Source organism: Microbacterium resistens, from assembly GCF_021172025.1.
GTDB lineage: Bacteria > Actinomycetota > Actinomycetes > Actinomycetales > Microbacteriaceae > Microbacterium > Microbacterium resistens.
In genome coordinates, this window is the sequence record NZ_CP082781.1 from 3,300,453 (window position 1) to 3,325,104 (window position 24,652).

Annotated in this window: 19 protein-coding genes; 6 read left to right on the forward strand and 13 right to left on the reverse strand. The window is 70.9% G+C overall.

Going from position 1 to position 24,652, the window contains the following annotated elements; translation table 11 throughout:
* Nucleotides 1–11 precede the first annotated feature (11 nt).
* From K8F61_RS15610 to K8F61_RS15635, 6 genes are all read right to left on the reverse strand, one after another.
* Nucleotides 12–899, reverse strand: a complete 888-nt coding sequence (locus K8F61_RS15610) for a LacI family DNA-binding transcriptional regulator (protein WP_231819773.1) — start codon at nucleotides 897–899, stop codon at nucleotides 12–14.
* 68 nt (nucleotides 900–967) lie between these two features.
* Nucleotides 968–3,229, reverse strand: a complete 2,262-nt coding sequence (locus tag K8F61_RS15615) for an FAD-dependent oxidoreductase (RefSeq protein ID WP_231819774.1) — start codon at nucleotides 3,227–3,229, stop codon at nucleotides 968–970.
* 36 nt (nucleotides 3,230–3,265) lie between these two features.
* On the reverse strand, nucleotides 3,266–4,762 hold the full coding sequence (locus K8F61_RS15620) for a BNR-4 repeat-containing protein (RefSeq protein WP_231819775.1): 1,497 nt from the start codon (nucleotides 4,760–4,762) through the stop codon (nucleotides 3,266–3,268).
* Nucleotides 4,763–4,773: 11 nt separating this feature from the next.
* A complete protein-coding gene (locus tag K8F61_RS15625) occupies nucleotides 4,774–6,099 on the reverse strand; it encodes an extracellular solute-binding protein (protein WP_231819776.1) in 1,326 nt (441 codons plus the stop codon).
* A gap of 48 nt (nucleotides 6,100–6,147) precedes the next feature.
* Entirely contained in the window at nucleotides 6,148–7,053 is a 906-nt protein-coding gene (locus tag K8F61_RS15630; RefSeq protein ID WP_231819777.1) for a carbohydrate ABC transporter permease, read from the reverse strand.
* Nucleotides 7,050–7,904 (reverse strand): carbohydrate ABC transporter permease, encoded by an 855-nt coding sequence (locus tag K8F61_RS15635; protein WP_231819778.1) that lies wholly within the window; start codon nucleotides 7,902–7,904, stop codon nucleotides 7,050–7,052. Before K8F61_RS15635 ends, K8F61_RS15630 begins: the two co-directional genes overlap by 4 nt.
* Before the next feature lie 330 nt (nucleotides 7,905–8,234).
* On the opposite strand from K8F61_RS15635, the gene K8F61_RS15640 reads away from it, so the two are divergent.
* The 3 genes from K8F61_RS15640 to K8F61_RS15650 are packed head-to-tail and all read left to right on the forward strand — an operon-like array spanning nucleotide 8,235 to nucleotide 13,586.
* Nucleotides 8,235–12,311: an Ig-like domain-containing protein gene (locus K8F61_RS15640; RefSeq protein ID WP_231819779.1), complete on the forward strand. Its 4,077-nt coding sequence runs from the start codon at nucleotides 8,235–8,237 to the stop codon at nucleotides 12,309–12,311.
* The gene (locus K8F61_RS15645; protein ID WP_231819780.1) at nucleotides 12,302–12,907 is read left to right on the forward strand and encodes an SGNH/GDSL hydrolase family protein; all 606 of its coding nucleotides are present in this window, start codon (nucleotides 12,302–12,304) and stop codon (nucleotides 12,905–12,907) included. The genes K8F61_RS15640 and K8F61_RS15645 overlap by 10 nt, the downstream gene beginning before the upstream one ends.
* A 19-nt stretch (nucleotides 12,908–12,926) precedes the next feature.
* Entirely contained in the window at nucleotides 12,927–13,586 is a 660-nt protein-coding gene (locus tag K8F61_RS15650) for a GntR family transcriptional regulator (protein ID WP_219086500.1), read from the forward strand.
* A gap of 19 nt (nucleotides 13,587–13,605) precedes the next feature.
* On the opposite strand, the gene K8F61_RS15655 is transcribed toward K8F61_RS15650, so the two are convergent.
* From K8F61_RS15655 to K8F61_RS15685, 7 genes are all read right to left on the reverse strand, one after another.
* A complete protein-coding gene (locus tag K8F61_RS15655) occupies nucleotides 13,606–14,415 on the reverse strand; it encodes an amidohydrolase family protein (RefSeq protein ID WP_231819781.1) in 810 nt (269 codons plus the stop codon).
* A gap of 21 nt (nucleotides 14,416–14,436) precedes the next feature.
* The gene (locus K8F61_RS15660) at nucleotides 14,437–15,381 is read right to left on the reverse strand and encodes an aldo/keto reductase (RefSeq protein ID WP_231819782.1); all 945 of its coding nucleotides are present in this window, start codon (nucleotides 15,379–15,381) and stop codon (nucleotides 14,437–14,439) included.
* Nucleotides 15,351–16,133: an RraA family protein gene (locus K8F61_RS15665; protein ID WP_067242557.1), complete on the reverse strand. Its 783-nt coding sequence runs from the start codon at nucleotides 16,131–16,133 to the stop codon at nucleotides 15,351–15,353. Before K8F61_RS15665 ends, K8F61_RS15660 begins: the two co-directional genes overlap by 31 nt.
* Nucleotides 16,130–18,046, reverse strand: coding sequence for a DUF8034 domain-containing protein (locus K8F61_RS15670; RefSeq protein WP_231819783.1), 1,917 nt, complete (start codon nucleotides 18,044–18,046; stop codon nucleotides 16,130–16,132). The genes K8F61_RS15665 and K8F61_RS15670 overlap by 4 nt, the downstream gene beginning before the upstream one ends.
* Nucleotides 18,043–18,897 carry a carbohydrate ABC transporter permease gene (locus K8F61_RS15675; protein WP_231819784.1) on the reverse strand — a complete coding sequence of 285 codons (855 nt, stop codon included), beginning with the start codon at nucleotides 18,895–18,897 and terminating at the stop codon, nucleotides 18,043–18,045. The genes K8F61_RS15670 and K8F61_RS15675 overlap by 4 nt, the downstream gene beginning before the upstream one ends.
* Nucleotides 18,897–19,880, reverse strand: coding sequence for a carbohydrate ABC transporter permease (locus K8F61_RS15680; protein ID WP_231819785.1), 984 nt, complete (start codon nucleotides 19,878–19,880; stop codon nucleotides 18,897–18,899). Before K8F61_RS15680 ends, K8F61_RS15675 begins: the two co-directional genes overlap by 1 nt.
* Before the next feature lie 97 nt (nucleotides 19,881–19,977).
* Nucleotides 19,978–21,237: an ABC transporter substrate-binding protein gene (locus K8F61_RS15685; RefSeq protein WP_231819786.1), complete on the reverse strand. Its 1,260-nt coding sequence runs from the start codon at nucleotides 21,235–21,237 to the stop codon at nucleotides 19,978–19,980.
* A 238-nt stretch (nucleotides 21,238–21,475) separates the two neighbouring features.
* Here K8F61_RS15685 and K8F61_RS15690 point away from each other — a divergent pair, with 238 nt between their 5' ends.
* The 3 genes from K8F61_RS15690 to prpB are packed head-to-tail and all read left to right on the forward strand — an operon-like array spanning nucleotide 21,476 to nucleotide 24,635.
* Nucleotides 21,476–22,201, forward strand: coding sequence for a GntR family transcriptional regulator (locus K8F61_RS15690; protein ID WP_231819787.1), 726 nt, complete (start codon nucleotides 21,476–21,478; stop codon nucleotides 22,199–22,201).
* Nucleotides 22,202–22,203: 2 nt separating this feature from the next.
* A complete protein-coding gene (locus tag K8F61_RS15695) occupies nucleotides 22,204–23,730 on the forward strand; it encodes an MmgE/PrpD family protein (protein ID WP_231819788.1) in 1,527 nt (508 codons plus the stop codon).
* Entirely contained in the window at nucleotides 23,730–24,635 is a 906-nt protein-coding gene (gene prpB, locus K8F61_RS15700) for a methylisocitrate lyase (protein ID WP_231819789.1), read from the forward strand. The genes K8F61_RS15695 and prpB overlap by 1 nt, the downstream gene beginning before the upstream one ends.
* The last annotated feature ends 17 nt before the right edge of the window (nucleotides 24,636–24,652 follow it).

Genomic DNA, 24,652 nt, shown 5'->3' on the forward strand with positions numbered 1-24,652 from the left:
GTCCGCCGCCGTCATCGTGCGGTGCTCGCCCGCGGGATGAGGCGGGCGCCGACCGTCACGTGCCGCACCGGGAGGTCGGCCCCGGGAGGCGCGGAGATCTGCCGCTCCAGCTCCGTGAAGGCGGCGTCCACGAGCCGGGCGTGGTCGGGGGCGATGGTACTGAGGGCAGGGACGGCGAAACGTGCGGCCCGGATGTCGTCGATGCCGACGACGGCGATGTCCCGCGGGACGTCGCGTCCCTGGGCCTGCAGAGCGGCGAGGGCGCCGAGGGCGACCGAGTCGTTCGAGCAGACGATGCCGTCGAGGTCGGCGACGGCGGTGGCCATGGCTCCGGCGACGCGCGCGCCCTCCTCGGCCGTGAACGCGTCGACCTGGGCGGTGAGGGCGGGATCGGCCGTGATCCCCGCGGCGGCCAGGGCCTCCAGATAGCCGACGTGCCGACGATCGGCGGCGTCCGAAGGGCGGGCGTCCCGGCGCCCGACGAAGCCGATCCGGCGGCAGCCCACCGCGAGCAGATGCTCGGTCGCGGTGGCGGCGGCCGCGCGGTTGTCGATCGTCACGTGGGTGAAGGGGCTCACCTGGATGTGCTCGCCCAGCAGCACGAGCGGGCCAGGGGACGTCCGGCGCGTGAGGTCGGCGACCGTGAGCGAGCGCGGGATGTGGATCAGTCCGTCGATGGGCGGCAGGCCGACGCCGTTGGCGACGTCGATCTCGCGGCTGTGGTCGCCCTCGGTCTGCACGATCAGCACGGCCAGCCCGCGCTCGTCGGCGCCGCGCACGATCCGCGAGCCGAGCTCGGCGAAGTACGGCTCCTCGAGATGCGGCACGGCGAGGGCGATGAGCCCCGTCCGGGTGGCGCGCGCGACCGGGAGCACGCGGTCGCCGGGCGCCGTGGTCACGGGCGACCTCCTGGAGGGACGACGGTCTCCGCCGGGGCGACGGATGCCCTTCACGTTAGCGCTCTCCGTCACGATTGCACCCGGAACGCGATCACGCGCGCCTCCGTGACGCCGTTCGTCCGCTCCACCACGAGGCGGGCGGCTGTGATGGGACCGAGGTCCGCCGGCAGCGGGTGCACCCGCAGCCGGTGCCGGTTGTCGTGCTCCTGCGCCACGGTCCGCCACTCGTCGGATCCGTCCGCCCGCACCTCGACGCGGTAGTCGCGGACGAGCTGCGGCAGGACTTCGTCGGGGCTGCGGTGGTGGTGCAGGGTGTTGAGCTCGAGGTCCACGTCGTCGTCGAACACGAGGCGGATCTCGGAGGCGGTGACCGGCCGCCCCCAGTCCAGTCGCAGCCAGTGCGGGCCCTCCGCCTCCGGATCCGACGCCCAGAGGTGCGGCCCGCCGTAGGGACGGTTGTAGCCCGAGGTGGAGCGCTCCGGCGCCATGGCCTCGGAGGCCGGACTCGTACGGAACGCCGGCACCCGGCCGCGCAGCGGCTTGGTCGGCCACTGCACGAGGAGGCCGTCGCGGTCGACCTGCACGTTGCGGTCGTCGTTGTCGACCCGGTGCACGAGGGTGAGCACTCCGGGCGGCAGTGCCGAGCAGAGGTGTACCTGCACCTGCGGGTTCGCGCGCAGTACGACGATCGCGTTCTGCGGCTCATCCGGGGAGAAGGGGGTCTCCGCCCGCACCCAGGAGGGTCCGCCCGCCGGGACCTCGACCACGGTGCGGTGCTCGAGCACCGCCGGCACGACGTTCTGCGGTCGGCCCGTGGACCAGACCTCCACCGTGACCTGCGTGTCCATCTCGGCGCTGAGCAGCAGCTCGGTCGTGTCCAGGCGCGGGTGCACGGGCACGACGATGCCGAGGTCGTCGACGAGCGTGTGCGGGGCCGCGTCGGCCACCGCGCTCGCCGGGGTGCCGATCGTGCGCAGCGTGCTGGACGCCGTGACGACGGCCGATCGGGCGTGGTCTGCGGTGTCCTCGTTCGCGACGCCGATGAGGGAGGCGTCGGCGCGCAGGAGCGTCTGCCGGAGCTCGGCGCGGTGGTGCGTGTAGAGCTCGCGGGGCGTGGCGTCGTGCGTGTAGCAGAGGGCGGCGGCGGTGCCCGCGGCCTCGCCCATCGCCGCGCACGTCGCCATGACCCTGGCGGCACCGAACGCGATGTGCGTGGCCGAGACGTCGCGGCCCGCCATCAGCAGGTTGTCGACGTTGACGGAGTACAGCGAGCGGAACGGGATCTCGAAGACGCCGTCGGAGAAGCGCTGCACCGCGCCCGCCCCCGTCGCGTACATGCCCTCGGCGGGATGCAGGTCGATGGACCAGCCGCCGAACGCGACGCCGTCGTCGAACGAGGTCTGCCCCAGGATGTCCTGCTGGCGCAGGGTGTAGTCGCCGATGAAGCGGCGGTACTCGCGCTTGCCGGGGAGGTTGCCGATCCACTCCAGGGTCAGGTTGTCGGCGTCGAACTCGCCCGAGTTCTTGATGTGATCCCAGATCCCGAGGATCACGGAGCGCAGCTCGTCGCGGATGGCCTCATTGTCGTCGACGATGTCGAGCGTGCCGCCCCACTCGATCCACCAGTAGTGCGCGCCGCTGTCGCCGCTGCGGATGATGCGCGACGAGGGGATCGGTGTGGTCGAGATGTCCTTCGCGCTCTCCGGCGCGACGTACTTCACCGGGTGCCCGAGATCCTTCGTGTAGAAGAGGAGCGTCGAGCCGAGGAACTCGCGCACCGGCTGCTCGGGGGCCCAGTCCTCGCCGAACTCGCTCCGGCTCTCCTTGCCCAGCCGGTGTCGGGCACCGACGAGCCGGCCGACCAGGCCGTCGCCCGTACAGTCCAGGAACAGCGGCCCGCGGAAGACCGTGCGGATCTCGGAGCCCATGGTCCAGCCGGTGACCGACCGGACCCGACGGGCGTCGTCGGGCCCGGTCGCCTCGGCCTCCAGGACCTCCGTGTTGAGGAACAGCGTGAGGTTGGGCTCACGGCGCACGATGTCGAGCACCACGTCGTCCCAGTACACGGGATTGCCCTCGGGGTTGCGGAACTGGTTCTCCCGGTACATCTCACCGATGATCCCGGTCTCCCGGGCCCATCGCTGGTTTCCGTGTGCGGTCGCCCCGCACACCCAGACCCTCACCTCCGAGGAGGAGTTGCCGCCGAGCACCGGCCGGTTGTTGATCAGCACGGTACGTCGGCCGAGGCGAGCCGCCGCGACGGCGGCGCTCACTCCGGCGAGGCCGCCGCCGACGACGATGATGTCGGCTTCGACGGTCTGGGTGCGCATGGGGTGGGTTCCTTTCGGGAGGGGTGGTGGTGCCGCTCAGGGGGCGGCGATCGCGTCGATCTCGGAGCCGCGGTCGACGTCGGCGGCGGAGTCGGACGGGTCGCCGCGGAGCGGGGATGCGGTCGCGGTGCCGCCGAGGGCCGTGGTCGCACCGCCGGCATCGCAACCGAGGGCGGCCACGATGTCGGCGACCGTGCTGGCGCCGGCGTGGCCGTCACGCGGGATCTCCGCGTGCCGCAGCGTGCCGCCGCCGGGGACCGTCGGGGCGCTGAGGTACACGATGTCGGTGCCGTCGGTGCGGGTCGCTGCGCGCAGGCGCTGCTGGCCGACGACCGGCTCGCCCACGGTGTCGGCAGTCCATCCGGACGTTCCGGCGGTCAGCAGCACCGTCTGGCTGCGGGTGACGCCGCAGCCCGGCACCGACACCACGGCGTACACGCGGGTCTCGCCGCTCGCGGTCGTCGTGTCGAGCGCGGCGACGGTCTGCACGCCGCCCCCGAGGGCGTCCGCGTCGATGAGGGTCTCGCTCGTCCAGGCCGTGCCGTTCCATGTGGCCCAGCGGACGTCGAAGGCGTTCTCGGTCTGGTCCGCGTACCGATAGGTCACGCCCACGAGCTCGCCGTCGGCGAGGGCCATCTTCGCGGTCTGCACAGCCGGCACCGCGGCGCCGATGCTCTCGCCGGGCTCGTAGCCGCGCCACACGACCGCGCCCGGGGTGTCCGGACGGATCGGGGTCGGAAGGGTCTGCCCCGCGACGTCGCGGAAGCCGCCCGCGGCCGGGTCGTACACCGCGTACGAGCCGAGGTGGCGGTACGGACCGGCGGGCCAGGGACCCCACTCCCACAGCACGTGGACCTTGCCGCTCGCGTCGACCGCGAGGTCGTCGGGGTAGAAGGAGTGGTTCACGGCGGCGGCGATCGTCGTCTCGCGGCTCCACGTCCCGGCGGCGGGGTCGTAGTGGTAGAGCACGCCGTCGCGGCGGGCCTGCGGGTCGGCGCCGATCCGCACCATGAGCCAGACGTCGCCGTCCGCCCCCTGGGCCGTGACCGGGTAGGAGACCGCGGCGCCAGCGTCGGGCATCTCTCCGCTCACGTCGACGAGCGAGGTCGCGTCGTACGGCGCGGTGGAGCGGAAGTACTTCCACGGCTCGTGGTGCATCGAGACGAACGCGTGGATGTAGCCGTCGCCGTCGATCGCGATCGAGGGCTGGTTGTGGCCGTTGTCGTCCGTGTACTCCGCGCAGGCCCCGGTGGCCAGGCGCAGGCAGCCTGAGGTCCACGTGCCGTCGGCGGCGCGGACGGCCAGGTTCACCTGATGCTTCGCGGCCACCGAGCCGGGCACGTTGTAGGCGAAGTACGTCTCGTCGCCGTCGACGACGAGCGGGTTCCACCAGCCGGACTGGTTGGAGCTGTCGACCGTGACGGGCACGGTCTCGACGTCGGGTGCCGCGGCGGCGGCCGGAGCCGGCACGGCGAGGACGAGTGCGGCGAGGGCGGCGGCAGCGGTGGCGCCGGCCTTCGGGCGGAGCGTCATGGCGATGCTCCTCAGCCCAGCAGCTTCTGTGCTTCGTCGCCGGCCTGCGCCATTGCGTCCTCGGCGCTCTGCTGACCCACGAGGACGGCCTGCACGCGGTCGGCGATCACGGTCTCGATCTGGGCGTACTGCGGGTACTGCCAGAACGGGTTGGTGGTCGCGGTGGCCGTGATCTTCTCGGCGAAGCGCGAGCCGAACGCGTCGGACGCCACCTCCTTCGAGGCCTGCGCCTCCTCGGTCACGGGCGGCAGGCCGCGCAGCGCGTAGTCGCCGAGCACCGCCTTCAGGTCGCTCGTGGCCCACTGGCCGAAGTCCGCGGCCGTGCGGGTGCTGTCTCCGGCACCGCCGCCGACGACGGCGATGGCACCGCCCCAGACGAGCGCGCGCGGGGTGTCGCCGTTCTTCAGCACCGGGCGGGATTCGGGCACGAGCTTGGAGGCCAGGTCGGGGTCCGGGGAGTCCTTCGTGACGGACGCGCGGCCCACGGGGGCGTCGTCGTAAATGGCGGCGCGGCCCTGGGCGAACAGCGAGCGGGCGTCGAAGCGGTCGACGTCGGCGGCGATGAGACCCTGGTCGTACAGCGACTTGTACCAGGTCACCGCCTCGATGCTCGCATCGTCGCCGATCGTGACCGTGCCGTCCTTGACGAGGTCGCTGCCGAACGTCTGCATCCAGATCAGGACGTCCTTGAGCTGGGCGGCCTTGGTCGAGGCAGCGTAGGGGATGAGTCCGCCGCCGAGGGACTTGAGCTTCTTCAGCGCCGCCTCGAAGTCGTCCACGGTGGTCGGGAACGCGGAGATCCCCGCCTTCGTCAGGAGCTCGGAGTTCGTGATGAGCCCGATCGCGCCGATCGTCCACGGGAACGCGTACTGCTTCCCGTCGAGCTGCGTGGCCTCCAGGCTCGACGCGGTGTAGCCGCGGCCCTTCGTGAGCGCCGAGACGTCCTCGAGCTTGCCGAGCGCCGCCAGCGAGGCGAGCCAGGCGACGTCGACGTGCGCGGCGCCGGTGAACTGCCCGCCGCGCACCTGGAGCATGAGCTGCTTGAAGTACTCGTTGTAGGGGAAGGAGACCTCGGTGATGCCGACGTCGTTGGTCTTCTTGTAGCCGTCGAGCAGGGCCCGGGTCGCGGGCGCCGCCGCCTCCTCGGTCAGCGACCAGCTGGAGAAGGAGAAGTCGGAGGCGGTGAAGTCGCCCGCGCCGAGCCCGGCGCCGGGGGAGGAGGACGGACTGCCGCTGCCGCCGCCGCTCGGCATGCAGCCGGCGAGGAGGAGGCCGGCGGCGCCGAGCCCGGCGAACTGCAGCAGCTGGCGACGGGAGACGGTGGTGTTCTCGGACATGGGGGTGCTCTCTTCTTCGAGGGACTGCGGATGAGGGGGTGGTGCGGGTCAGCCCTTGACCGCGCCGGCGGTGAGCCCGCCGACGAGGAAGCGCTGCAGGGCGATGAACGCGATGGCCACGGGGAGCGAGACCACGAGCGAGGCCGCCATGAGCTCCGGCCAGGCCGTGGACGCCTCGCCGATGAAGGTGTTGACGAGTCCCGGAGGCAGCGTCTGCTTGTCGGGTCCGGCGAGCGTGAGGGCGAAGATGAAGTCGTTCCAGCCGCGGACGAAGGCGAACAGGCCCGCGGCGATGAGGCCCGGCGCGGCCAGGGGCAGCACGATCGAGTGGATGATGCGCATCCGCGAAGCGCCGTCGACACGGGCGGCCTCGATGAGCTCGTCCGGGATGGTGTCGAAGAAGCCCTTCAGCATCCATACGCACAGCGGCAGGGTGAACGTCGTGAACGACAGCACGAGCGCCGTGTACGTGTTGAGCAGGCCGTAGGCCGAGAACACGGCGTAGAGGGTGATGAGCAGCAGCGCCTGCGGGAACATCTGCGAGGCCAGCACGAAGTACATGAGGCTGCGCCGGCCGCGGTAGCGGAACTTCGAGAACGCGTAGCCCATGTACGCCGACACGAGCACCGACAGGATCGCGGTGATGACGGAGACGACGATGCTGTTGCGGAGGTAGCCGAACAGGGCCGGGTTGTTCGCGAGGGCCGCGTACGCCTCGAACGTGATCTCGGTGGGGAACAGCTTCGGCGGGTAGCTGAACACCTCGGTGCGCGGGGTGAGCGAGGTCGCGAGCAGCCAGTACACGGGCAGCAGGGCGAACCCGCCGAACACGACCACGGCGATCCACGCGCTCACGGTGGAGGCCCGGCGGTCGGCGCGGTGGCGCCGGCGGCGCGGCGCGGCGGGCGGGGCGGAGACGGCGGTCACCGTCTCCTCGGTCAGCACGGCGGTCATCGCTTCTCCCCCTTCTCGGACAGGCGGACGTAGACGACGACGAGCGCCATCAGCAGGATCATCCAGAGCAGGCCGATCGCCCCGGCGTGCCCGAGGTCGAAGCCGTCGAACGCGGTCTCGTACACCGCGGTGGCGAACGTCTGCGTGGAGCCGGCGGGACCGCCGCCGGTGAGGACGTAGATGATGTCGAAGTGCTGGAAGTTCCAGATGAACTCCAGCAGGATCACGAGGCCGATGATGCCGCTCATCTGCGGCACCGTGATGGAGAAGAAGCGGTGGATGGTGCCGGCGCCGTCGATCTCGGCGGCCTCGTGCAGCTCGATCGGCACGGTCTGCAGGCCGGCGAGGAGCATGACCATCATCCAGGGGAACGACTGCCACGTCTTCGCGACGATCACGGCGATCATGGCGGTGGTGGGGTTCGCGAGCCACGCCTGCGGCGAGTCGATGAGCCCGACGGTCTCCAGCGCGGCGTTGAGCACGCCGTAGTTGGCGTTGAAGATCCACATCCACAGGAACGACACGACGACGCCCGGTATCAGCCACGGGATGAGCATGAGCCCGCGGAGCACCTTGGCACCGCGCAGGCGCGTGTTCAGGGCGAGGGCGAGGCCGAAGCCGATCACTAACGGCGCGACGGTCGTTCCCAGCGTGAAGACGAGCGTCTGGGTGAGGAGCGGGAAGAACTCGCCGGTCAGCACGTCGACGATGTTCTGGAGGCCGACGAACTCGCGGCCGGGCTCGACGAGGCTCTGCTTGTAGAACGCGGTGATGAGGGCCGTGATCAGCGGGTACACCACGACGGCGGCGAGAAGGGCGAGGCCGGGAGCCGTGAGGAAGAGGGCGAACATCCCGTCCGAGAGGCGACGGGGCCGACGACCTGTTCCTATCTGTGAGGAAATGGTCTGTTCTGTCATCTAGGTCATCCTTGGCCTGGGGTGATGTGTCCGCACTCTCGACGTGCGGTCTCGGGCGTCCCTAGTATTTCCGGCGGATTACGGCTGCGTCAACCGGAGAACTCAATAGTCCGAAACTGATGGAAAGTGGTGGATTTGTGGGGAATGAGGCAGCCATGAATATCGATGCTTGCTAGTCGATTATCGATTGACTAGCGTCGGAGGAGCCGCCCCGCGGCGCCGCATGAGATCCGTCGTGCGGGAAGCGACAAGTTCGGAGACGCAATGAAGCGTGCGCTGGCAAGTCTGGCCCTGGCGGCCGTGTTCGGATCCGCCCTCGCTGCGGTGGTCCCCTCGGCGGCGGCTGTCGCCGCGGACGACGACGCCCTCTACCTTGCGCCGGGGGGTGACGACGCGGCCGCCGGCACGATCGACGACCCCCTCGCGACCCTGGAGGGCGCCCGCGATCGGATCCGCGCGGTGAAGGCGGGCCCCGGCCTCCCCGCCGGCGGTCTCACGGTCTACCTGCGCGAGGGCGAGTACCCGCGCAGCGCCTCGTTCGAGATCGGCGCGCAGGACTCCGGCACCGCCGACGCCCCCATCACCTACCGCTCGTACCCGGGGGAGACGGCCACCCTCACCGGAGGTCGGGAGCTGCCCCGGGACGCGTTCGCCCCGGTGAACGACGCCGCCGTGACCGACCGCATCGTCGATCCCGCCGCTCGTGACCGCGTGATCGGGATCGACCTCGCGGCTCTCGGCATCACGGAATACGGCCAGCTCAGTCGCCACGGCTATTGGAAGGCCAACGACGTCAGCACCACGCCGCCCATGGAGCTGTTCATCGACGGCCAGGGCATGACCCTCGCGCGCTGGCCCAACGCCGACGCGGCCACCCCGACCGTGCAGATGGGCGACATCATCGACGCCGGTCCCGACCGCAACGACGCCGACCTGCAGGAGCGCGGCGGCACGTTCACCTACGGCTACGACCGTCCGAAGCACTGGACCCAGGCCGAGGACGTCTGGCTGGACGGCATCTTCGGCTACAGCTGGGAGTGGTCGTACAACAAGATCGAGAGCATCGACACCGAGGCGAAGACCATCACCCTCCGCTACGGCGAGATGTCCGGGATCATGAAGAGCTGGTTCCCCGACTTCCACTTCGCGCAGAACCTGCTGGAGGAGCTCGACGCCCCCGGCGAGTACTACATCGACCGCGACGCCGGGAAGCTGTACCTCATCCCGAACGCGGCCTTCACGTCCGGCCGCGGCGACGTGACCGTGACGACGCTCGACGAGCCGATGCTGCGCGCCGACGGCGCCTCCTATGTGAACTTCGACGACCTCGTGATGGAGTACGGACGCGCGACGGCCGCGGTGATCCTCGGCGGCTCGCACGTGACGATCGCCCACAGCGACATCCGCAACTTCACCGACGGCGGCGTGCTCATCAACTCGCCAGGGCGCTACACGTACGACGGCATCCCGGTGAACCGCGGCGGCCGCGACCACGCCGTGACCGACAGCCGGCTCACGCACGTCGGCGGCGTCGGCGTGGTGCTCCAGGGCGGCGACAAGACGACGCTCGAACCCGGCCGCAACCGGGTCGAGAACTCCGAGATCGCCGACTTCGCGTACTACCACAAGGCCTACAACCCGGGCGTGATGTTCGATGGCGTCGGCAACATCGCCAGGGACAACGAGATCCACGACGCCCCGCATCCCGGGATCATCGTGCACGGCAACGACCACCTGTTCGAGCGCAACGAGGTGTACGACGTCTGCAAGCAGTTCCACGACCTCGGTGCGATCTACATGAACTCCGGCAAGACCCCGCAGCAGCGCGGCCATGTGTTCCGGGAGAACTACTTCCACGACATCGGCGTCGGCATGGCGGGCGTCGAGGGCATCTACGCCGACAACTTCACGTGGGACCTCACGATCGAGAAGAACGTGTTCGTGAACATGGGCAACGGTGCGATCAAGAGCGGCTCAGCCGACTACATAGAGGCGCGCAACAACGTCTTCGTCGACGCCTACGCCCCGTACGACAACTACGAGCAGTGGATGGGCGACCACGAGGGCAACGTCGTCGACCGCGACTACATGCCGGCCTGGGAAAAGGTGTTCGCCGACAACAACGACTTCGTCGGCACGCCGTATCTGACGAAGTACCCCGAACTCGCGCACTTCTTCGAGGACGACCACTATTTCCCGAACCACAGCACGTTCGCGGAGAACGTCGTGTGGAACCCGAACCGGGCCCGGATGGCCGGCGTCAACGAGCACGGCGCGAAGGACGGGAAGAACCTCCTGAACTACGAGGACAACTGGGTGGCCGACGCCGACCCCGGCTTCGTGGACGCCGCGAACGGCGACTACACGCTGAAGGCCGATGCGGCCGTGTTCGACCGGATCCCCGGCTTCGAGGCCATTTCGTTCGGCGAGATCGGCGTCGACGGGGACATCGGGCAGACGCAGCAGCCGCAGACCGTCCCGCTGGAGGACATCGCGTTCGACAGCGACACGCTCACGATCGACGCGGGGGACGAGGTGCGCGTGCGCGCCGTGCCGCTGCCCTGGAACGCCGACGACGCCGCGGTGACCTACGCCTCGGCCGATGCCGCCGTCGCCTCCGTCAACGACAAGGGCGTGGTGCTCGGCATGGGACCCGGCGCGACCACAATCACGGCGACCGCGAAGGCCGACGCCGCCAAGACCGCGACCATCGAGGTGATCGTCGCGGAGGGCGACGGCGTGCTGCACTACACCGACTTCGAGTCGGGGGCGAACGGGTGGCCGACCGACCCGAACCGCAGCATCCAGATCGATGCGTCCGGTGACAGGGTCTACCGGATCCTCAAGGGCGCGAACAGCATCCTGCCGCGGGACTTCACGGAGTTCGTGCTCGACGTCGACGTCACGGCACCGGCGACCACGCCCGAGAACGCGGGACTGATCGTCTACAACCGCAACGGCAAGGGCGGCGGGTACATCCGCTTCCGCCAGACCGCGGCCGGTCCGACCTGGACGATCTTCGACGACGCCTGGAAGGTCGTCGCCGAGAAGGTCGTGCCCGCGGCGCAGGGGCTGACCCCCGGGGCGACCTCGCACGTGCGGATCGCGGTGCAGGACGGGCGGATCCGCATCTCCGTGAACGGGGCGATCGCGCTGGAAGGCGCCGACCCCGGTCCCGGTGCGGCGGGCCGGGTCGGGTTCTACGTGGAGAACTACGCCTCGCTCGACCTCGACGACATCGGGTTCTCACTCTCGGGCGTGCCGGTCACGGGCGTGAGCCTGGACGCCGACGCGGTGGGCCTGACGGTCGGCGAGCGGCGGTCGGTCGTGGCCGCGGTCGCCCCGGAGGACGCCAGCGACGCCCGGGTCACCTGGACGACCGACGCCCCGGAGGTCGCCACGGTCTCCGGCGGACGCATCGCGGGGGTGACAGCCGGCACGGCGACGATCACCGCGACCTCGGTCGCCGATCCGAGCCTCAGCGACACGGTCACCGTGACCGTGGACGATGCCGAGTACCCGACCACCCGCCTGGACGGCCAGCTGAAGGACGGGGCGAACTGGAGTGAGTCCGACCTCATCGTGGTGGACGACACGGGTGTCGTGATCAGCGGTCAGGGCGTGCACGGCTACGAGGCCGAGCGCTTCGGCGACACCCTGCTGCAGTTCGAGGCGGAGTTCGGCGCCTTCGACGGGGGCTGGTATGGCTTCCAGGCGCGCTCCGACCAGACCGGCCTTCCCGCCTGGCAGAACTCCAACACCGGATACCTCGCGGTGATCAAGGAGGACGTGATCGAGTTCCAGAGCTGGACCCCGGGGCAGACCATGCTCGACAGCATCCCCAACACGGTCGTCGAGCCGGGGTCCACGCACCGCATCGAGTTCGGGGCCGTCGCCGAGGACGGCGGCACCCGCATCGTGCTCCGAGTCGACGACGTGACCGTGTGGAACATGGTCGACGCCAGGGAGAACCTCCGCATCGGTGCGGACGGCTTCTTCAACGTCTACCACTACGGCAAGACGAACACCCTGGCCGTGCGCCCGACGCCGCCGCCCGCGACGGTGACGGGCGTCTGCTGGGCGCCCGAGGCCGACCCGAAGACCCGCTACGTGCGCGGCGAGGAGCTCGACGTGACCGGCATGCTGCTGGGCGTGGACTGGAGCGACGGATCGCGCACCACCCAGCAGGTGACCGCCGACATGGTCACCGGCTTCGACAGCAGCAGGGTGCGCCCGCACCTCACGCTCACCGTGACGTACGCTGGCGCGAGCGTCGAGCTCCCGATCTCGGTGCGCCCCAAGCTCAAGGATGACGAACAGGACGTGCCACGATGCGGGTGACCTTCATCGGAGACTCGATCACCGACGCCGGGCGTGACCGATCCGATCCGGACTCCTTCGGGGACGGGTACGTGTCGCTCCTCGCCCCCGAGCTGCAGGCCGCGGGAGCCACGGTCCGCAACCTCGGGATCGCGGGGGACCGCGCCCGCGACCTCGCCGCCCGGTGGGACGCGGAGCTGCTGCCGACGGCACCGGAGCTGCTGACCGTGTACGTCGGCGTGAACGACATGTGGCGGCGCTTCGACAGCGACGACCCGACCTCGGCCGAGGACTTCGCCGCGACGCTCGGCGGGCTCCTCGATCGGGTGGCGGCGGCGCACGCTCCGCGGCTGATCCTCATGGAGCCGTACTTCCTCCCGGCGTCGGAGGAGCAGCGGGCGTGGCTCGACGACCTCGACGGGAAGCGGGCGGCGGTGCGGGCCCTCGCCGCCGAGCGCGGGGCGGCGCTCGTGCCGCTGCACGACGTGTTCACGGCGGCGGCCAAGGAGCATCCGGTCGCGGAGCTCGCTCCGGACGGCGTACACCCGACGCCCCGCGGATCCGTCCTGATCGCCGACGCCTGGCGCGCGGCCCGGTCCATTAGCGATAGTCGATAACGGACGTAGACTGATGGTCATGACGGATGCTCTGGGCACGGCGGGACTGCAGCGCGGGCTGCTGTCGGATCAGATCTACGCGCTCATCAAGGCGATGATCAAGGACTCGACGCTGGCCCCCGGCGAGCAGCTCGTGGAGTCGCAGCTCGCCCGGCAGATGCAGGTGAGCCAGGCACCGGTGCGCGACGCCCTCAAGCGGCTCGCCCACGAGGGGCTCGTGTCGCACGTGCGGCATCAGGGCAACTTCGTCGCGAGCTACTCCGCCGAGGAGGCGGCGCAGGCCAAGGTCGCCCGCGTCGAGCTGGAGGGGCTGGCCGGCCGGCTGGCCTGTGGCGCGCTGGACCCTGCCCGCCGGGTCGAGCTCGTCGGCCTCATCGCGCAGATGCACGAGGCCGCCGAGGCGGAGGACCTCGCGCGGTTCCGCGAGCTCGACTTCACCTTCCACCGTGCGGTGATCGAGGCCAGCGGGAACGTCTACCTCCCCCGGATGTGGGACCTCCTGGAGCCGAGCCTGCGCGTCATGCACGTGCTCGGCGACCCCACCTTCACGGGGGACTGGCATGAGGTCGCGGACTGGCACGAAGGGCTCCTCGACGTGCTGGACGCCGGCGACGAGGAGGCGGCCTCCGCCCTGTTCCGCGCCCACGCCGCAGGCACTCTGCTCGACGACCCCGCCTGAGCCGGCCCGCGACGCGGGGCTACGCGGGGAGCGGATAGAGACGGTCGGCGGTCTCGGACCAGAAGGCGCGGGCCGAGACATCGGACAGCGGAGGAAGCGCGGCGTGGGTCGCGCCGAGCACCGCGGCATAGGTCGTCGCTCGCGTGGACATCGGCCAATCGCTGCCGAAGGACAGCCGCTCGGCGCCGAAGAGGTCGACGGCGAGCCGCAGCAGTGCCCGCGACTCGTCCTCGCCGCGCGTCGGGAGGTCGAGACCGGAGACTTTCGCCGACACCCCCGGGGCCGAGGCGGCCGCGGCGAGGGCGGAGCGCCACGCGGCATCGGCCGTTCGAGCGCCGAGGCCGAGGTGGCAGACGACGATCGCGGTACCGGGGTGCCGGCGCGAGAGGGCGGCTGCGGCGGGAAGCTGGTCCGGACGGATGAGCAGCTCGAGGGTGCGGGCGGTCGCGCCCAGGTGGTCGGCGAGGGCGTCGAGGCTGTCCACATCGGAGAGGTCCGCGGCGAACTGCGGCACCGCGGCGCGCACGCCGACCACCGCTGGCGAGAACGCGACCGCCGGGGCACCGGCTGCTCGCTCCGGCGGCGGGGTGTACTGCAGCACCACGCGCCGGAGGAAGGGGTCGCTTGCGGCGGTCGCGGTCAGCCACTCCGCCTCCGCCACCGAGTCCGCCGCCTGCACGGCGATGGCGGAGGAGACGCGGGCGGCCGTCAGCTCCCGTCCGAGGCGGGCGGCCGCGGCCTGCCGGGGAAGCCCGAGGTCGTCGCGGAACCAGGGGATCGGCACGGAGTCAGCGTCCCAGACGTGCACATGGGCGTCGACGATCCGCACGTCAGCTCCCGTGCCGCGCGGTCATGCCGCTTCCGCATCGAGGGCGTCCCACAAGGCGGCCGGCAGTGCGGCATCGAGGCCGTCCACGAACGCGTCCACCTCCGCGGGGGTCCGCGCCCCGACGACCACGGCGTCCGCACCATGCCGCAGCGGGAACTGCACCGCGGCATCCGCGAGGCGCACGCCGTACGAGGCGCACACGGCCTGTAGGCGCTCCGCCCGCTCCCGCAGCGCCGGTGGCGCGGGCTTGTACTCGAAGAAGGGGGAGCCGACCGGATCGACGAGGATGCCGGAGTTGAACACCGCGGCCGCGAGCACCCCGATGCTGCGGGCCGCCGCGGTCGGCAGCAGCCGGTCCAGGGCGGTGCGGTCGAGCAGCGTGAGCCGGCCGGCCTCCATCACCACGTCCAGCGGCGCCTCGGCGACGTACCGCTCCAGGGGGTCGAGCCGCCCGAGCCCCACACTGATCGCGCGCACCACCCCTTCGTCGCGCAGTTCGACCAGGGCCGGGAGCGCCGTCGCGAACGCCGCCTCTATGTCCAGGGGGTCGTGGAGGTGCAGCACGTCCACGCGGTCGACACCGAGGCGGGCGAGGCTGCCGTCGAGGCTCCTCCGCACGCCATCCCTGCTGAGGTCGACGACCGAGTCGTGCCCGCTGGCGGCTCCCGCAACGGGGCGGCCGGCCGCATCGACGAGCACCCGGCCGACCTTCGTCGCGATCACATAGTCGTCCCGCGGCACACCGCGGAGGGCGAGGCCGAGCTTTCGCTCGCTCTCGCCCGAGCCGTACAGGGGAGCGGTGTCGAAGAACCGGACGTCCCGCGCGAGCGCCGCGTGCACGGTGTCCACCGCATCCGCGTCGGCGACCGGGGCGAAGAGGTTGCCGATCGGGGCACACCCGAGGCCGGCATCGTCGCGCGCGGCGACGCCGGGGTTCAGCGGACGGAGCTCTGGACGGAACGCCATGCCTCGTACTCCTCGCGGCTGTCGGGGGTCAACGGGTAGTAGTCGCTCAGGCGGGCGCCCTCGTCGAGGCGGCGGCGGCTGAAGACTTCCCACTCCTCATGATCGCGCGCGTCGTCGACGACCTGCGGCGCCATGGCCTGCGGCACCACGACGGGGCCGTCGTCATCCGCGACCACGAGGTCGCCCGGCATGCACAGGGCTCCGCCCACCGCGACGGGCACATCGTACGCCCACGGCACGAGGTCCGACTGCGAAGCGTAGTGCGGGGTCGTCCCCGTCGACCACACCGGGATGCCGAGCTCGCGGATGCGGCCCGCGTCCCGGATGCGGCCGTCCACGACGATCCCCGCGCCGCCCTTGCGCGCGAAGTAGCGGGCCAGGATGTCGCCGATGCAGCCGGAGAACCGGCTGCCGTAGGCCTGGATCACCAGCACGTCGCCGGGCTGCACGGCCTCGAGCACGTGCCAGAGGGCCGTGTGCCGCTCGGCGTACTCCTGGCCATCGCCGGACGCCATGTCCTCGCGCTGCGGCATGAACTGCAGCGTGAGCGCCGATCCGACGACGCGCTGGCCGAGGCTCAGCGGTGCCGGTCCCTCGATGTAGCTGCGCCGGATCCCGAGTCCGTGCAGCTTGGCGCATGCGGTGGCGGAGGAGATCGCGGCGAAGGAGTCGACCATCTCGCGCGAGGGCCTCTGGTAGGCCCCACCCCGCACGGGCAGGGCGAAGTCGGGTCGGATCAGATCGGCGCTCATGCGTCTCCTTCGGGGAACAGGTGGCGCGGCGATCCGGTCGCACGCGCGATGGTCAGGTCGAGGTTGGCGCCGTGCGCCGGCGGCAGGGTCACCACGAGGTCGTCGTCGACGTCGAGCGTCGTCGTGACGATCGGGGCGTCCGGGGCCGCGTAGGTGCCGGACGCCCCCGGCCAGAAGCCGGGTTCCTCACCGGTGGCGGTCACCCGGACGATCCGGTCGAGGCCGAAGCGCCCGCCGCGCAGCCGCACCGTGCGCGTGTGCACGGCGGAGGTGTTCACGAGCTGCACGCCGATGCCGCGGTCGTCGAGGCGGTGCACGAGCGCGGCGACGTCCTCCGGGAGGCCGGGCCGCGCGCGGTCGGCGTCCTCGTAGCGGAGGGCCGTGAATCCGAGCCCACCGTTGTAGAGGACCTGCGGGGCGCCGCCGACGAGCTGGGTCAGGACCTCGGTCACCACCGGATTCACGCGCTGCCAGAAGTGCAGATGCGCGGCGTCGGGGTCGCGGTCGTCGGCGAGCATCATGGCGGCCCGGCGCGCCACCTGGCCGAGCGCCATCTCCAGCGCCCGCACCGGATAGTCGGGGAGGTCGCCGGAGAGGAAGGCGAACCAGCCGGCCTCGTGCCCCGCCTCCTCCTTGTCGCGGAACGGCGCGACGAGGTCGGCCGAGGCGGGGAGCCCGGCGATCGCCGTCTCCAGCCGCTCCCGGTCGGACGCCCGTCGCGACCACCACCACAGCCACAGCGGGAGGTCGAGTTGCAGCGGACCGAAGTCGAACCAGCCGTCCGCGCCGTGACGGTAGGGGACGAGCAGGCCGGGCTCGGCGGCGGCGGCACCCAGCCGGGCCATCCACCCGCCGCGCAGGCTGTACGCGGACTCCGCGACACTGCCGGTGCGCCCCTCGGCGAGCACGGTGTCGAGCATCGTGCGCACGAGGTCGAGAGCGGCGTCGTCGCCGGTGACGAGGGCGTGGTTCAGCGCGCCGATCAGGGCGCTCATGCCGACGGAGTGCAGACCGTGCGGCCAGGCCCAGCCGTAGTGGCCGCCCCACCACCGGCCGTCGTGGAGAGAGCCGACCGCGCCGTCCGGACCGACGTTGTCGGGAAGCAGGCCGCCGTCCGCTCGCGCGCGCCAGCCGTCGACGTACCGGCGGATCCACGCGGCCGCCTCCTCATCGCCGTCGTAGAGCCATCGGTTCGCAGCGAGAGAAGTGGCGGCGAGGTTGACGGCGACGTCCCCGGCCGCCCGGCGCTGCATCTCCTCGGCCATCCGCCGGGCGTTGGCCGGGTCGGCGAGGTCGTCCCAGGAGGCGATGCCGTCGAGGCCCTGCAGCGGCAGACCGTAGGGGCGCATCTCGTCCCGATCCGCCGTGTACGGCACGACCTTGTCGTCCAGGCCGTCGCGCGCGCCCAGGGCGCCGTTGTGCGGAGAACGGATCATGTTGCGCTGGGCGTCGTAGTTGCCCTTCGCCGGGTCGGCGAAGAGCGCGGCGAAGCGTGCGGCACGGGCCGCGAACGCGGTGTCGGCGGGGTCGGCGGCGCAGATGCCGGCGAGGAAGAGCAATGACTCGCCCTGATGGAACCAGTCGTAGCCGTTGTCGTACTCCTCCGTGAGCATCCCCGCTGCGGTGAGCTGGGCCGACACCCCCTCCCAGTGCCGCTTGGAGTCGGCGAGGACCTCGTCCGGCCCGCCGAGGAGGTAGAACGCGGGCCAGTTGAAGAAGGGCTCGTACAGGTCGTCCACGCCGTCGCGGTCGACGAACTCGGCGACGCCGCGCAGGCGCCCGTCCGGCAGCGTGTAGCGGTCGCGAAAGAGCCGCCGGGCCCCTTCGGCCTCGGTGAAGAGCCGGCGCTGCAGCACGGCCCAGGCCGGGATGGTGCGCAGCGGGCGGGTGAGTGCGGTCTCGGGCACGGTCATCCCTTCGTCGCCCCGGCGACGAGGCCGCCGATGATGTGGCGCTGCATCACGATGAAGAACACCATCGCGGGCAGCACGGCCAGGAGGAGAGTGGGGAACACCTGCGTGTAGTCGGTGGAGAACTGTCCGACCGCTGCGTAGACGCCCGTCGTGACCGTGTAGATCCCGGAGCTCGGCCCGAGGATGATCTGCGGGCTCACGAAGTCGTTCCACACCCCGATGGAGTTGAGCACCACGACGGTCGCGACGACGGGCTTCATGATCGGGAAGATGCACGCCCAGAACGCGCGGATCGGCCCGGCGCCGTCGAGCGACGCGGCCTCGTCGATGTCCCGCGGCACGCTGCGCAGGTAGGCGGTGAAGAGGAAGATCGTCACCGGCAGGGTCGCCGCGGTCTCGAACAGGATGAACCCGGGGATCGTGTTGATGAGCCCGAGCACGCGGAGCACGAAGACCACGGGGATCAGCGTGACCTGGCCGGGGATGAAGAGCCCGGAGACGAAGAGCAGCAGGAGACCCAGGTGCCATTTCGACCGCCCGCGGGCGATGACGTGGGCGACGGGCGCGGCGAGGGCGATGCAGCACAGGTTCACGAGCACGACGAACAGCAGCGTGATGCCGTACGCGGCGATCACGTTGAACTTGCTGCTCGTGATCGCGGCCCACAGGTGGTCGAACGTGAACATCTGCGGGGTGATGAGCAGCGGGTTCTCGATGATCTGGGCCTGCGGCTTGAAGGCGTTGATCAGCATCGTGTACATCGGGATCAGCATCGTGATCGCGACGACGCCGAGGACGATCCACCGGATCGCCCTGACGGCGAGGGCCGGGCGGTTGCGGGTCTGCGTCATCAGTCGGTCGCCTTCTGCTCGGCACGGCGTCGCACGAGGGTGACGGCGAGGCCGACCACCGCGGTGACGATGAGGAGGATCATGGACTGTGCGGCCCCGAAGCCGAGGGCCGAGTTCGCGAACGAGTCCTTGAGGATCTGGTAGACGATGGTCTGCGTGGAGCCGGCAGGCCCGCCGTCGGTGAGCGACAGGACCACGTCGTACGCCTTGAGGAGCCCGACGAGGGTGAGCACGAGGTTCACGGTGAAGACGGGCGCGATGAGCGGAAGCGTGATGGAGCGGAACTGCTGCCACCGCGAGGCGCCGTCCACCGTCGCCGCCTCGTAGTACTCGGCCGGGACGGACTTGATCCCGGCGAGGAACAGGATCATGTTGAAGCCGAAGTGCGACCACACGATCGTGAAGATGACGCTCGCCTTCGCGAAGGTCGGGTCGGTGAGGAACGGCAGGGCCGGGAGCCCCAGCGTGCCGAGCAGTCCGTTGACGGCGCCCGTGGGCGAGAGCATGGCCGACCACAGGAAGCCGATGATGAGGGCGCTGATCACGTAGGGGTAGAAGAAGATCGTGCGCAGGATCGTGTTCGAGCGTCCGGGACCCGAGATGAGCGCGGCGATCGCGAGGCCGACGGCGTTGCAGAGGATCGTCCCGACCACGGCGATGACGCCCGTGAAGACCGCGGCCTGCGTCGACCGTGGGCTGCGGAACGCCTTGAGGTAGTTCTCCCAGCCGACGAAGGAGAAGTTGAGGCTGTACCCGTTCCAGTCGGTGAAGCTGAGCACCGCGGCGAGGATCATCGGGATGACGAACATCGCGAGGAAGACCGCGACGGCCGGACCGCCCATCAGGATGCCGGGGAGCAGCGTCCGCCACCGCTGCAGCGCGGTGCGGCGGCGACGGCCGGGACGGGAGCTCGTCGGCGTCGACGGTCCGGTCAGGGAGGGGGCCGCGGCCGGGGAGGGCGCGGTCGTGGTGGGCGGAGTCATGGCGTGCGGCACTCTCGTTCTCGGTGGCGCGTTCGTGGGGAGGGCGCGGGAAGGCGCCGGGAAGGCGCCGGGGACGGTGCGTCCCCGGCGCCACCGGTCATCCGGCGTTGGCGGCGAACCAGTCGTCCATGGCCTTCAGCACCTGGTCGGCCGGTGCGCCGCCGATCAGGGCCTGGGTCTGGGTGTTGATCTCGCCCGCGTAGCCGTCGGGCAGCGTGCGCTCGCCGTAGCCGCCGCCGGTCGGCGTGTACGCCTCGGCGGGCGTGTCGGCGACGATCTGGAGCAGCTCCTCGCCGAGCGGCGTCATGTCGTACTCGTACCCGTCGCGGAAGTTGCCGTCGACCGCGAGTTGGTCGCTCACCGCGGTCTGGTCGGTGGTGAGGAACTCGATGAGCTTCGCCGCGGCGTCCTGGTTCTTGCTGGCCTTGAGGATGGAGTAGGGGCTGGCGATGTTGGCGCCCATGGCCGGCTGGTCACCGGGGTTCGCGGCCGGAGCCCGGAAGACCCCGATGTCGGCGGAGTCCGCCGCCTTGGCCTGGGTCCCGGCGAACCAGCTTCCCATCGAGTAGACGGCGGTCTTGCCGGACAGGAAGGCCTGCTCGGCATCCGGGTACTTGATGCCGAGGGCGTCGGTGGGGATGTAGCCCTGGGCCACCCAGTCGGCGTACGTCTCGACCGCGTCGCCGTACGTCTCGCTGAAGGTGACGTCGCCCGCCGACATGTTCTGGAACCACTCCGGATCCTCGGTGATGATCGTCGGCAGGCCCAGCGCCTGCAGCGTGTGGCTGCTCATCCAGTCACCGCCGGTCTGGATCGGCGTCCACCCGGCGTCCTTGAGCTTGCCGAGCGCCGTGGTGAGCTCGTCCACGGAGGTGGGCGGCTCGGTGATCCCGGCCTCCGCGAACGCGGTCTTGTTGTAGAAGAAGAGGCTCTGCAGCTGCACGCCGATCCCGGCCATGTAGTTCTTGCCGTCGATCGAGTACTGGTCGGCGAGCGGGCCGGACGACGCCCACTCGTACTCGGAGAGGTCGACGAGCTCGGGGGCGAGCTTGGTCGTCGGGGCGATGGACTGCACGACGTCGGGGGCGTCGCCGGCCGCAAGCAGCCGCGGCACGGCGGCCTCGACGCCTTCGGCGCCGGGGTTCTGGATGACGACGTCGATGTTCGGGTTGGCCTCCTCGAACGGGGCGACGAGGTCGTTCCAGAACTCCTCGGTCAGGTTCGGGGTGACGTTCACGAGCATGCGGACAGTGACGTCGCCGTCGCCGTCGCCTGCGGCGGCGGCCGAGCAGCCGGCGAGGGCGAGGGCGGATGCCGCCGCCACGCCGGCGAGGGGGAGGAGTCGGGCCTTGATCATCGTTGATCCTTTCCTGATGCACGAGGGAGGGCCGCTCGCGACATTACACTAATCGATAATCGTTTGTGAAGACTTGACCTTCGGGTTGGCGATGCAGATCCGCGGTGGCCGAGGCTCCGTCGCTGACTGCTTGGCTGCAGTCATGTGGCGCCCCGGACGGTGGCGACTTGTGTATACGAATGGGCGATCGAATCCCAGATGCGCCCCGCGTGGATCCGTTTATGTATACACTGAGGCCATGGTGATCGCGCAGGAGGGCCAGCAGCGCGCGGGAGAGCGCGCGTACGCCGCCCTGCTCGACGGCATCCAGTCCGGGGACCTGCCCGCCGGCACGGTGCTCGGCGAGGTGGAGCAGGCGGCGCGTCTCGGCGTCAGCCGCACCCCCCTGCGCGAAGCCCTGCGCCGGCTCGCCGCCGAAGGACTGGTGGTGCAGCAGTCCCCGCGCGTGACGGTGGTCGCCCCGATCGACGCCTCCGACATCCGGGCGCTCTTCGAGCTGCGCCGCGCGCTGGAGGAGTCCGCGGCCCGGATCGTGGCAGACCGCGGCGATCCCGCCGTCTTCGCGGGTTTCGCGGCCGAGTTCGCCGCCGCGGCCGACGCGCTGACCCTCCCCGAGGGACGCCGGTCGTACGAGGAGCTCATCGCGCGCTTCGACGCGGCGCTCGACGCCGCGGCCGGGAACGACTACCTCACCGCGGCCCTGCGCACCGTCCGCACGCATCTCGTCCGCGTGCGCAGGATGGCCAGGGACCGCCCGGCCCGACTGGCCGCCTCGGTGGCCGAGCACCGTCTCATCGCCGAGGCGATCGCCGCCGGCGACGGCGACCTCGCCGCGCACGCGACCCATGTGCACCTGCACAACGCGCTGGCGAGTGTCCTCGACTCCCTGGGGGCGGGCGTTTCGTCCCGCTCCGCTCGCTCAACGACCGACACGGCATCCGCGCCCGAAGGAAAGAAGAACTGATCATGACCGTGAACCACCACCTCCGCGTGCACCGCAGCGACGAGAACCTCCCGCGGGAGGGGCAGCTCGCCTGGCGGATCGCCGAGGTCGCCGCCGACCCGGTCGAGGTCGACCAGGACGTCGTCGACATGATCATCAACCGGATCATCGACAACGCCTCCGTCGCGGCCGCCTCGCTGACCCGCGCTCCGGTCAGCGCCGCGCGTCAGCAGGCGCTGGATCACCCCGTGTCCGTCGGCGGCGCCGGCGCGACGGTGTTCGGCACCCCGCTCGAGCGCCGGACCAGCCCGGAGTGGGCGGCCTGGGCGAACGGCGTGGCCGTGCGCGAGCTCGACTACCACGACACGTTCCTCGCGGCGGACTACTCCCACCCCGGCGACAACATCCCGCCGATCCTCGCCGTCGCCCAGCACGTCCGCGCGGACGGGCGCGCCCTCGTCCGCGGCATCGCGACGGGGTACGAGATCCAGATCGACCTCGTCAAGGCGATCTGCCTGCACAAGCACAAGATCGACCACGTCGCCCACCTCGGCCCGTCGGCCGCCGCCGGGATCGGAACCCTTCTCGGCCTCTCTCCCGAGACGATCTACCAGGCCGTCGGCCAGGCGCTGCACACCACCACGGCGACGCGGCAGAGCCGCAAGGGCGAGATCTCCACGTGGAAGGCGCACGCCCCCGCGTTCGCCGGCAAGATGGCGGTCGAGGCCGTGGACCGCGCGATGCGGGGCGAGACCTCTCCGAGCCCGATCTACGAGGGCGAGGACGGGGTGATCGCGTGGATGCTCGACGGACCGGACGCCGCGTACGAGGTGCCGCTGCCGGCCGCCGGCGAGCCCAAGCGGGCGATCCTCGACTCCTACACGAAGGAGCACTCCGCCGAGTACCAGGCGCAGGCCTGGATCGACCTGGCCCGAAAGCTCCACAACGAGCGTCCCGCCCTGGCCGACCCGGCGGGCGTGGAGTCGATCGTCATCCACACGAGCCACCACACGCACTACGTGATCGGCTCCGGGGCCAACGACCCGCAGAAGTACGACCCGACGGCCTCGCGCGAGACGCTGGACCACTCGATCCCCTACATCTTCGCCGTCGCGCTGCAGGACGGGGCCTGGCATCACGTCGACTCGTACACGCCGGAGCGCGCCGGCCGCGAGGACACGGTGGCGCTGTGGCAGAAGATCACGACCGCCGAGGACGAGGAGTGGACGCGCCGCTACCACTCGACCGATCCGGCGGAGAAGGCGTTCGGTGGCCGGGTCGTCATCCGGCTGACGGACGGCACGGTGATCGAGGACGAGATCGCCGTCGCCGATGCGCATCCGCTCGGCGCCCGCCCCTTCGCCCGGGAGGACTACATCCGCAAGTTCCGCCTGCTCGCCGAGCCGGTGCTGGAGCCGCAGGAGATCGAGCGCTTCCTGTCGCTGGTGCAGCGCCTTCCCGAGCTCACCGCGGAGGAGGTCGCCGACCTCTCGATCGTGGCCGCGCCCGGCGTCCTCGCCGCGGCGCCCGCTCCGAAGGGCCTGTTCTAATGCTGTACTCCGCCGTGCCGGCGCACGAGAAGCGCCGGGCGTTCCGCGAGCGACTGGCGAGCGGCGAGCTGCTGCGCTTCCCGGGAGCCTTCAACCCGCTGTCCGCGCGGCTCATCGCGGACAAGGGCTTCGACGGCGTCTACATCTCCGGCGCCGTGCTCTCGGCGGATCTCGGTCTCCCCGACATCGGGCTGACCACGCTGACCGAGGTAGCAGGTCGGGCCCGGCAGATCGCCCGGATGACCGACCTTCCGGCCATCGTCGACGCGGACACCGGGTTCGGCGAGCCGATGAACGTCGCCCGGACCGTCCAGGAGATGGAGGACGCGGGCCTGGCCGGCCTCCACATCGAGGACCAGGTCAATCCCAAGCGCTGCGGTCACCTCGACGGCAAGAGCGTGGTCGACGAGAGCACCGCGATCAAGCGCATCCGCGCCGCCGCGGACGCTCGTCGGGATCCGGACTTCCTGCTCATGGCACGCACCGACATCCGTGCGGTGGAGGGCATGGATGCGGCGATCGACCGCGCGAAGGCGCTGGTCGACGCCGGGGCGGACGCGATCTTCCCGGAGGCGATGCGCACGCTCGCAGAGTTCGAGACGATGGCCGAGGCCCTGGACGTGCCGATCCTGGCGAACATGACCGAGTTCGGCAAGAGCGACCTCTTCACGGTCGACCAGCTCCGCGACGCCGGCGTGCGGATCGCGATCTGGCCGGTCTCGCTGCTGCGGATCGCGATGGGCGCCGCGGGGCGTGCGCTCGATACGCTGGCGGAGGACGGTGCGCTCACCGCGAAGCTCGGCGAGATGCAGCATCGGGCCGAGCTCTACGAGCTCATCGACTACGAGGGCTACAACCGCTTCGACACCAGCGTCTTCAACTTCACCATCGACACCGGTCGCTGAGCGAGGAGCGCAGCGAC